Below are 7,592 nucleotides of genomic sequence, written 5' to 3' on the forward strand. Positions count from 1 at the left end.
GTTATACAATGCAAACCTTTTTTTGGATTTCAATTTTCCTCCTCACTTTTTGTATCATGGAATTTATGGCTTGGTTCACCCATAAATATGTAATGCATGGTTTTATGTGGTCAGTACACAGAGATCACCATCACAAAAAACATGATTCTTGGTGGGAACGTAATGACTTATTTTTCATCTTTTATGCTTTAATAAGTATTGGTTGCTTTTTATTATGGCGTTATGAAGGTTTTTGGGCTGGATTACCTATTGGCTTGGGAATATTTGCCTATGGGGTTGCATATTTTATGGTACACGATATCTTCATTCACCAACGTTTCAAATTATTTAGAAACGCAAATGGATGGTATGGGAAAGCCTTACGACGTGCTCATAAAATGCACCATAAACATTTAGGAAAACACGATGGAGAATCTTTTGGAATGCTCTTCCCTCCTATCAAATATTTCAGGCAAGCAAAAGCACAAGTAAAGAAGTAAACTACCTCGGGTCGGAGTAAGTCCACGAGGCATTTATGCGAAACTGAATTTCAATTTCGAGGCAAGCCTCAGAGTATGAAACCCTTTGACGGTGCCAAAAAAAATGCTTGTAACGATGACGCTACAAGCATTTTCTAATAACGCTATATACGTTATTTAACAAGTATACACTTGTGGGCAAGACATAATAAAAGAACAATAAGCAGGGCCTGTGACATTACCTGCGCAATCACATCCGCATGCCATCACCTCTCCATCTGGTCCCCCACCTTTACCTCCTAAAATATCTTTTTGCTGTTTGCTATTTAAAATAGTAACGCCAGAAATTAATGTTAGTTTTCTCATAATATAATGATTTTAAGGTTTTTATAAATTTACGTATTATTTATTCTAAATCAAATACTTCCATAAATTCATTTATTTTTTGTGTTTCAATTCACTTTGTACTCTATTGCTTATTCGTAAGTTTGCGCTATGCAATACACATCTTTAGTTACTGGAGGCGCAGGTTTTATGGGCTCGCATGTTGTCGCACACCTCATACAAGAAAATCATATCGTGATTGTCTTAGATGACCTTTCTGGCGGCTTTAAAGAAAACATACATCCAAAAGCCGTTTTTAAAGAAGGATCTATTACAAATACTCAACTAGTAAATGCGCTTTTTGAAGAACACCATTTTGATTATGTCTATCATCTCGCCGCGTATGCTGCAGAAGGCTTAAGTCATTTTATCAGAAAATTTAATTATCAGAATAATCTTATTGGAAGTATCAATTTGATTAATGCATCGGTAAATCACAAGATCAAATGTTTTGTGTTTACCTCTTCTATTGCCGTATATGGCGATCAAGAACTACCTTTAAAAGAACATCAAAAACCACAACCAGAAGACCCTTATGGTATTGCCAAATATGCCGTAGAGATGGATCTAGAAAATGCACATAAACTCTTCGGGTTAAACTATATTATTTTCAGACCTCACAATGTATATGGTCCGCATCAAAATATCGGAGATAAGTATCGTAATGTAGTAGGTATATTTATGAATCAGGTGCTGCAGAATAAGCCGTTAACTATTTTTGGAGATGGTAATCAGAGTCGTGCCTTTACTGACATAGATGATGTTGCCCCTTATATTGCAAAGGCTCCCGCTTTCGCGAAAGCGTATAATCAAACCTTCAATATAGGAAGTGACACACCAACTACCGTCAATGCCTTGGCACAAGAAATTGCAACGGTAATGAAAACACCTCTACAAATAAACCACCTTGAACAACGTGAGGAAGTCGTTCATGCCTATTCAGATCATTCCAAATTTTCATCTATTTTTAATCCATCACCAGAAATCTCATTACAAGAAGGCATCTTAAAAATGGCTGCTTGGGTTACAACCCATGGCGCAAGAGAAAGTAGCATATTTGAAAATATAGAGATTACTAAAAACTTACCAAAGTCTTGGTCATAGCATCCATTAATATGTTTTAAGATAAAATCAAAAATTTTGTTTAATCGTTTAAATAATTATATTTGTTAAACATCCAACCATTTTGAAAAAAGTCTATTTAAAAGATATTGCCAAAGAAGCCAATGTATCTACAGCATTAGTTTCCTATGTATTGAACGATCGATTGACAGATCGAATCAAACCCGAAACAGCATCTAGGATTAAAAAAATAGCAGAAAGGTTAAACTATACTCCCGATTTTTTAGGAAAAGCACTTAAATCACAAAAAACTAAAACAATAGGTTTGATTTTAGCTGATTTAGCAAATCCATTCTCTGCTCAAGTAGCGAGAATTATTGAAAATAAAGTAAGCGCATATGATAATATTGTCCTTATCGGCAGCACTGATGAAAAAAATGAAAACTTCAAAGGATTAGTAACCACTTTTACAAATAGACAAGTAGACGGTCTCATTCTTTTGCCTACTGCTCATTCAGAGAATGAAATACAGCGTATTCACAAGACAAATATTCCTTACGTCTTAATGGACAGATACTTTCCAAATAAGCCGTATAATTTTGTAGTTAATGACAATCATTACACAACGTACACTGCTGTAAAACAGTTAATAAAAAATGGTAGAAAAAAAATTGGCTTTATAACACTTGATATTGATTTGTTTCATATTTCAGAAAGAACACGAGGTTATTTAGATGCTTGTAAAGAAGCAAATATTTCTACTCAAAAAATGATCAAAAAAGTAAATGGGAACCAACTTTCTATTGAAGTAGAACAAGCAATAGAAGAATTAATGTATTCATGCCCAGATGTAGATGCATTATTATTTTCTACTAATTTACTCACTTTATACGGTTTAAAATACGCCATAAAGCATAAGTTACAAGTGCCAGAAGTTATTGAAATAATGGCTGTTGATAAAGCTGAGTACTATGATATTTTCCCAACACCAATTACGTATTACAAACAACCATTAGAAGAGATGTGCAACAAAGCTGTTCAATTTCTAATGTCAAAAATAGAAAGTAATAATTCTGAAAGTATTCAAGAAGTAATAAAAGGAACTTTAGTCATCGGAAAATAAAAGATAACCCTATGAAGAAACATACCAAAGATTTCTCTGCTATAGAAAATACGAATGAAGAGCAACTCCCTGTCGCAAAGCGTAAATTACATGACTGGACACACTTTGCTGGATTGTATGCAGCAGAGCATGTAGCAGCTACCGAGTTTGTAATTGGAGCTACTTTTGTTGCCCTAGGAGCAAAAACAATGGATATCATTATTGGTTTGCTTATAGGAAATATATTAGCAGTATTAAGTTGGTCATTAATTACAACACCCATTGCTGTTGATACTCGTTTGAGCTTGTACACCTACCTCAAAAAAATTGCAGGTAGTAATATGTCAAAACTATATGATTGGGCAAATGTCTTGATCTTTACAGTGATTTCTGCTGCGATGGTAACCGTTTCTGCAACAGCAGTTCGATTTGCATTTGATATTCCTGCACAACTCAATTGGTATCCTACAAATATTTGGTTTGTATTAATTGTATTATTAGTAGGAGCATTTGTAGTCTATATTGCCATTTATGGCTTTAAAGCTGTTTCAGATTTTTCTGGAATATGTGCACCATGGCTTTTTGCAATGTTTACGAGTGGTGCGTTAGTACTACTCCCAGAATTGTCATTGAATGTAGTAGGAACAGTGCTTCCTGAAAACTGGGCTGAATTTGTTAGTATAGGAGATCAATCTATATGGACCGGTGTAAACAGTAATGGAGAACCAGGTATAGGTCTAGTAGAAGTCATTGGTTTTGGTTGGGCAGCCAATACCATTACTCATTTTGGACTTATTGATATGGCATTACTACGATTTGCAAAAAAGAAATCTTATGGATTGGCGACCAGTACAGGAATGTTATTTGGTCATTATATCGCATGGATAGCAGCAGGTATTATGGGAGCAGGTGCAGCGGTTATTTTAGGAAAAACAATTGTTCAACTTGATCCTGGAGATGTTGCATTTTATGCTTTAGGTTGGTCTGGATTTGTCATTGTAATTGTAGCAGGGTGGACAACGGCAATTACTAATTTATACCGAGCAGGATTAGCAGCACAAGCAATTTTCACAAAGCATTCACGTAGAAACACGACTTTAGCCGTTGGCGTAGGAATGATCGTTATTGCCTGTTTTCCCTTTGTTTTTTCTCAAATATTACCTCTATTAACCTATGCAGGTTTATTAGTCACACCTGTAGGCGCCATCGTATTTGCTGAACATCAGATTTTTCCGAAAATTGGCTACACCAGATACTGGTCAAAATATCAAGATTATATGCATAGTACACCCGCCATCGCTTCATGGGGATTGGGATTAATTTTCGGGTTTGGTTTAAATGCTTTAGACATCATGTCTTTTTATTATTTATTCATCCCAACTTGGATTTTCACCATACTAATCTATACACTCTTAGCAAAAAGATATGGAGCCAAAAAGTCCTATCCTGAAGCTGAAGCTAAAGAAAAAGAGTTTAATGAATTGGTCGAAGAATATCAAGAAAAAGTAGCTGCCGAAGTACCAAAAACAATAAAAGATACCAGTCTATTCTCAAAGATTTTAAAAGTAGGATCATATACTAGTCTAGCCATTACATTAATTTTAGCGATCAATGTGATGTTTGGCAGTGATGATAAAACAACATATAACGAAAATAGAGAACTATTTTATTCTTACGGTTTCATCTGCACTATAGCATATTTTATTTTAGCGTACTGGGCGATGAAAAGAGGAAAATCAAAAGCATAAAAAATATAAAACACCCTCTATGAAATTAAATACTCCTACCCTTTCTAAGATAAACAAAGAAATTTCTATTCCTATGTACAATAGGCAGAAATTAAAGTCAGGCATTATTCATATAGGGGTTGGCGGGTTTCATCGCTCTCACCAAGCTTACTACATACATCAATTACTCACAAAACATACTGTTACTGACTGGGCTATAACAGGAATAGGCATACGAGAAGCAGATCGAAAAATGGCAGATGCCTTAAAAAAACAAAACGGTCTTTATACTTTAGTTACGCAGCATCCAAATGGAACCGTTGATAGCGAAATTATTGGTTCCATAAAAGACTATATATTAGCTATAGACACCCCACAATTGGCAATTGATAAAATGGCAGATCCCGACACCAAAATTGTATCCTTAACAATTACTGAAGGTGGCTATAATTTCAATCCAACAACAGGTCTTTTCAACTTTGAAAATCCCGATATTCAACATGAATTGGCACATCCTAATGAGCCTAAGACTATTTATGGGTATCTGACTGCTGCACTTATAAAAAGACGTAAAAAAGGACTTCCTCCTTTTACAATTATGTCTTGTGATAACATCCAACACAATGGAGATGTCGCGCGTAAAATGGTTTTAGCTTTCGCTAAAAAACAAGATCCAGAACTTTCAGATTGGATAGAAAAAGAGGTGTGTTTCCCAAACACAATGGTAGACAGGATCACTCCAGTAGCAACAGCTGAAATTACTGAGTATTTGAAAAATAAATATGATTTGGAAGACGAGTTTCCTGTTGTATGCGAACCTTTTATTCAATGGGTAGTCGAAGATAATTTTTCAAATGGAAGACCTCCTCTTGAAAAAGTAGGGGTTCAATTTGTTCCAGACGTAACTCCCTATGAAAAAATGAAAATCCGTCTATTAAATGCTGGTCATTCTGTTTTGGGTATTCCTGGAGCATTATATGGACACCGCACAATTGACGCTTGTATCGCTGATCCTATTTTTTTAAGATTAATGCGTCAATTTATGGATAAAGAAGCTACACCAATACTAGGCGATATAGAAGGCATTGATATAGAAAAATATAAAGATAGTTTAGAAGAACGTTTTTCAAATCCAAATATCAAAGATGATGTGAGTAGAATTTGCTCAGAAAGTTCTGCAAAATTACCTAAGTTTTTAATTCCTACATTGAGAGAAAACTTAGAAAATGGAGGGAGTATAAAGTATGCTACATTCGTTATAGCTGCATGGTGTTTTTACAGTGATAAAGGGCTTACTAAAAATGGCACACCTCTCGAAATTATTGATAATCAAAAAGATAAGCTATATCAAGCAGCTAAAAACACTAAGCATACCACAAAAGCATTTTTAAATGTATCTGAAATTTTTGGTGAATTACCAGAAAACGAAAGATTTATAAATGAATACACTTCAATGGTACAGGAAATTTATAAAGCAGACGATATTAGAGAATTAATTGAACATCTACTATGAATATGTCACCCAAATTCCATAAAAAATAAACGCATTCTGATGTTATGAGTTCATCATAAATAACAAGTACCTTTGTTATTCTCAATATACAAAATGTCAGACCTTACAGCATCCAATCCGTCGCCCCTCGTTTCTATTATTATGGCCGTAAAAGATACAGCTCCGTATTTACATGCCTGTATCGATTCTATCATAGCACAAACCTATCAAAACTGGGAACTCATTGCCGTAAATGATCATAGTACTGATGCTACGCCTGAGATTTTGGACGCTTTCGCGAAAGCGGACTCAAGAATACGTGTATTTCATAGTGATACGCCTAAACTTATTCCGACCTTACAATACGGGTATCGAGAAGTTAAAGGCACACTCATTAATAGAATGGACTCTGATGATAAAATGCCTGATTACAAAATTCAAGTACTCGTAGATGAGTGGAATAAATACGGAAAAGGGCATGTGATTGCAGGAGGTACCGAACATTTTGTAGACGAAGGCGAAGTAGGAGATGGTTTTTTACGCTATGAACGCTGGCTCAATGAAGTTGCGAGAACTAGTACACATTACCAACAGATTTATAAAGAATGCGTCATCCCATCGCATTGCTGGCTCATTCATAAAGAAGATTTTGATGCAGTAGGTGCTTTTGATCCCATTGTATATCCAGAAGATTATGACCTCTGTTTTAGAATGTATCGTCATGGTTTAAAAGTTATGGGAATAAATGTCATTTTACATCACTGGAGAGATCGCTCTAATAGAATATCCCGAACGTGGGAGGAATATAAAGACAATCGTTATTTTGATTTAAAAATGCGTTTTTTCTATGAGATCGATAGAGATTATAGTAGACCTTTAATACTTTGGGGAGCTGGACGTAATGGTAAGGATATGGCAAAAATTTTACAATCGTACCAAGATACATTCCATTGGGTATCTAATAATTCAAAACAGATAGGCAAAGATATTTATGATGTACGCATGCAATCTTTTGATGCTATTCCTACTATAGAAAACCCTCAAATTCTTATTGTTGTTTCTTCTCCAGATGGGAAGAAAGAAATTTTAGAACACCTCCAAAAATGGACTAAAAAACCCGTAGAAGACTATTGGTTTTTTGCATAGTCATCTTCTCGACGCTAGGAGAGATCACATAAGCTAGCTCAAAAAAGTAACTAACAAGACCACAAACAAGTCTACTCAAGACGTACTCACTGTTATGCGATTTCTCGTCACTACGTTTCCCTCGAAATGACAGATCTAGTCATCTCTGTAAAGGTTACCTAATTCGTTGACAGTTTTGATTAAATTTATTAGGTGCTAACCCGTCTAAGCTTTGATGTGGT

General features: G+C 35.1%; 7 protein-coding genes. 6 read left to right on the top strand and 1 reads right to left on the bottom strand.

From position 1 onward, the window contains the following. Window positions 1-8: 8 nt before the first annotated feature. On the top strand, window positions 9-479 hold the full coding sequence (locus tag Q1A01_RS22275; RefSeq protein WP_299685305.1) for a sterol desaturase family protein: 471 nt from the start codon (window positions 9-11) through the stop codon (window positions 477-479). A 156-nt stretch (window positions 480-635) separates the two neighbouring features. On the opposite strand, the gene Q1A01_RS22280 is transcribed toward Q1A01_RS22275, so the two are convergent. Next, on the bottom strand, window positions 636-824 hold the full coding sequence (locus Q1A01_RS22280; RefSeq protein WP_299685308.1) for a hypothetical protein: 189 nt from the start codon (window positions 822-824) through the stop codon (window positions 636-638). Between the two features lie 129 nt (window positions 825-953). On the opposite strand from Q1A01_RS22280, the gene Q1A01_RS22285 reads away from it, so the two are divergent. From Q1A01_RS22285 to Q1A01_RS22305, 5 genes are all read left to right on the top strand, one after another. Next, on the top strand, window positions 954-1,946 hold the full coding sequence (locus Q1A01_RS22285) for an NAD-dependent epimerase/dehydratase family protein (protein WP_299685310.1): 993 nt from the start codon (window positions 954-956) through the stop codon (window positions 1,944-1,946). 82 nt (window positions 1,947-2,028) lie between these two features. After that, entirely contained in the window at window positions 2,029-3,027 is a 999-nt protein-coding gene (locus tag Q1A01_RS22290) for a LacI family DNA-binding transcriptional regulator (RefSeq protein ID WP_299685313.1), read from the top strand. A gap of 11 nt (window positions 3,028-3,038) precedes the next feature. Continuing rightward, window positions 3,039-4,754 carry a hypothetical protein gene (locus Q1A01_RS22295; protein ID WP_299685316.1) on the top strand — a complete coding sequence of 572 codons (1,716 nt, stop codon included), beginning with the start codon at window positions 3,039-3,041 and terminating at the stop codon, window positions 4,752-4,754. Window positions 4,755-4,773: 19 nt separating this feature from the next. Continuing rightward, the gene (locus Q1A01_RS22300) at window positions 4,774-6,246 is read left to right on the top strand and encodes a mannitol dehydrogenase family protein (RefSeq protein ID WP_299685319.1); all 1,473 of its coding nucleotides are present in this window, start codon (window positions 4,774-4,776) and stop codon (window positions 6,244-6,246) included. 93 nt (window positions 6,247-6,339) lie between these two features. Beyond that, entirely contained in the window at window positions 6,340-7,371 is a 1,032-nt protein-coding gene (locus tag Q1A01_RS22305; protein WP_299685322.1) for a glycosyltransferase family 2 protein, read from the top strand. Window positions 7,372-7,592: the final 221 nt, after the last annotated feature.

Source organism: uncultured Dokdonia sp. (assembly GCF_947492815.1).
Taxonomy (GTDB): domain Bacteria; phylum Bacteroidota; class Bacteroidia; order Flavobacteriales; family Flavobacteriaceae; genus Dokdonia.

What these genes read in the sequence shown, in the direction of transcription:
- Q1A01_RS22305 (WP_299685322.1), top strand. Translation starts at nt 6,340, where the DNA reads ATGTCAGACCTTACAGCATCCAATCCGTCGCCCCTCGTTTCTATTATT.
- Q1A01_RS22280 (WP_299685308.1), bottom strand. Translation starts at nt 824, where the DNA reads ATGAGAAAACTAACATTAATTTCTGGCGTTACTATTTTAAATAGCAAA.
- Q1A01_RS22285 (WP_299685310.1), top strand. Translation starts at nt 954, where the DNA reads ATGCAATACACATCTTTAGTTACTGGAGGCGCAGGTTTTATGGGCTCG.
- Q1A01_RS22300 (WP_299685319.1), top strand. Translation starts at nt 4,774, where the DNA reads ATGAAATTAAATACTCCTACCCTTTCTAAGATAAACAAAGAAATTTCT.
- Q1A01_RS22275 (WP_299685305.1), top strand. Translation starts at nt 9, where the DNA reads ATGCAAACCTTTTTTTGGATTTCAATTTTCCTCCTCACTTTTTGTATC.
- Q1A01_RS22295 (WP_299685316.1), top strand. Translation starts at nt 3,039, where the DNA reads ATGAAGAAACATACCAAAGATTTCTCTGCTATAGAAAATACGAATGAA.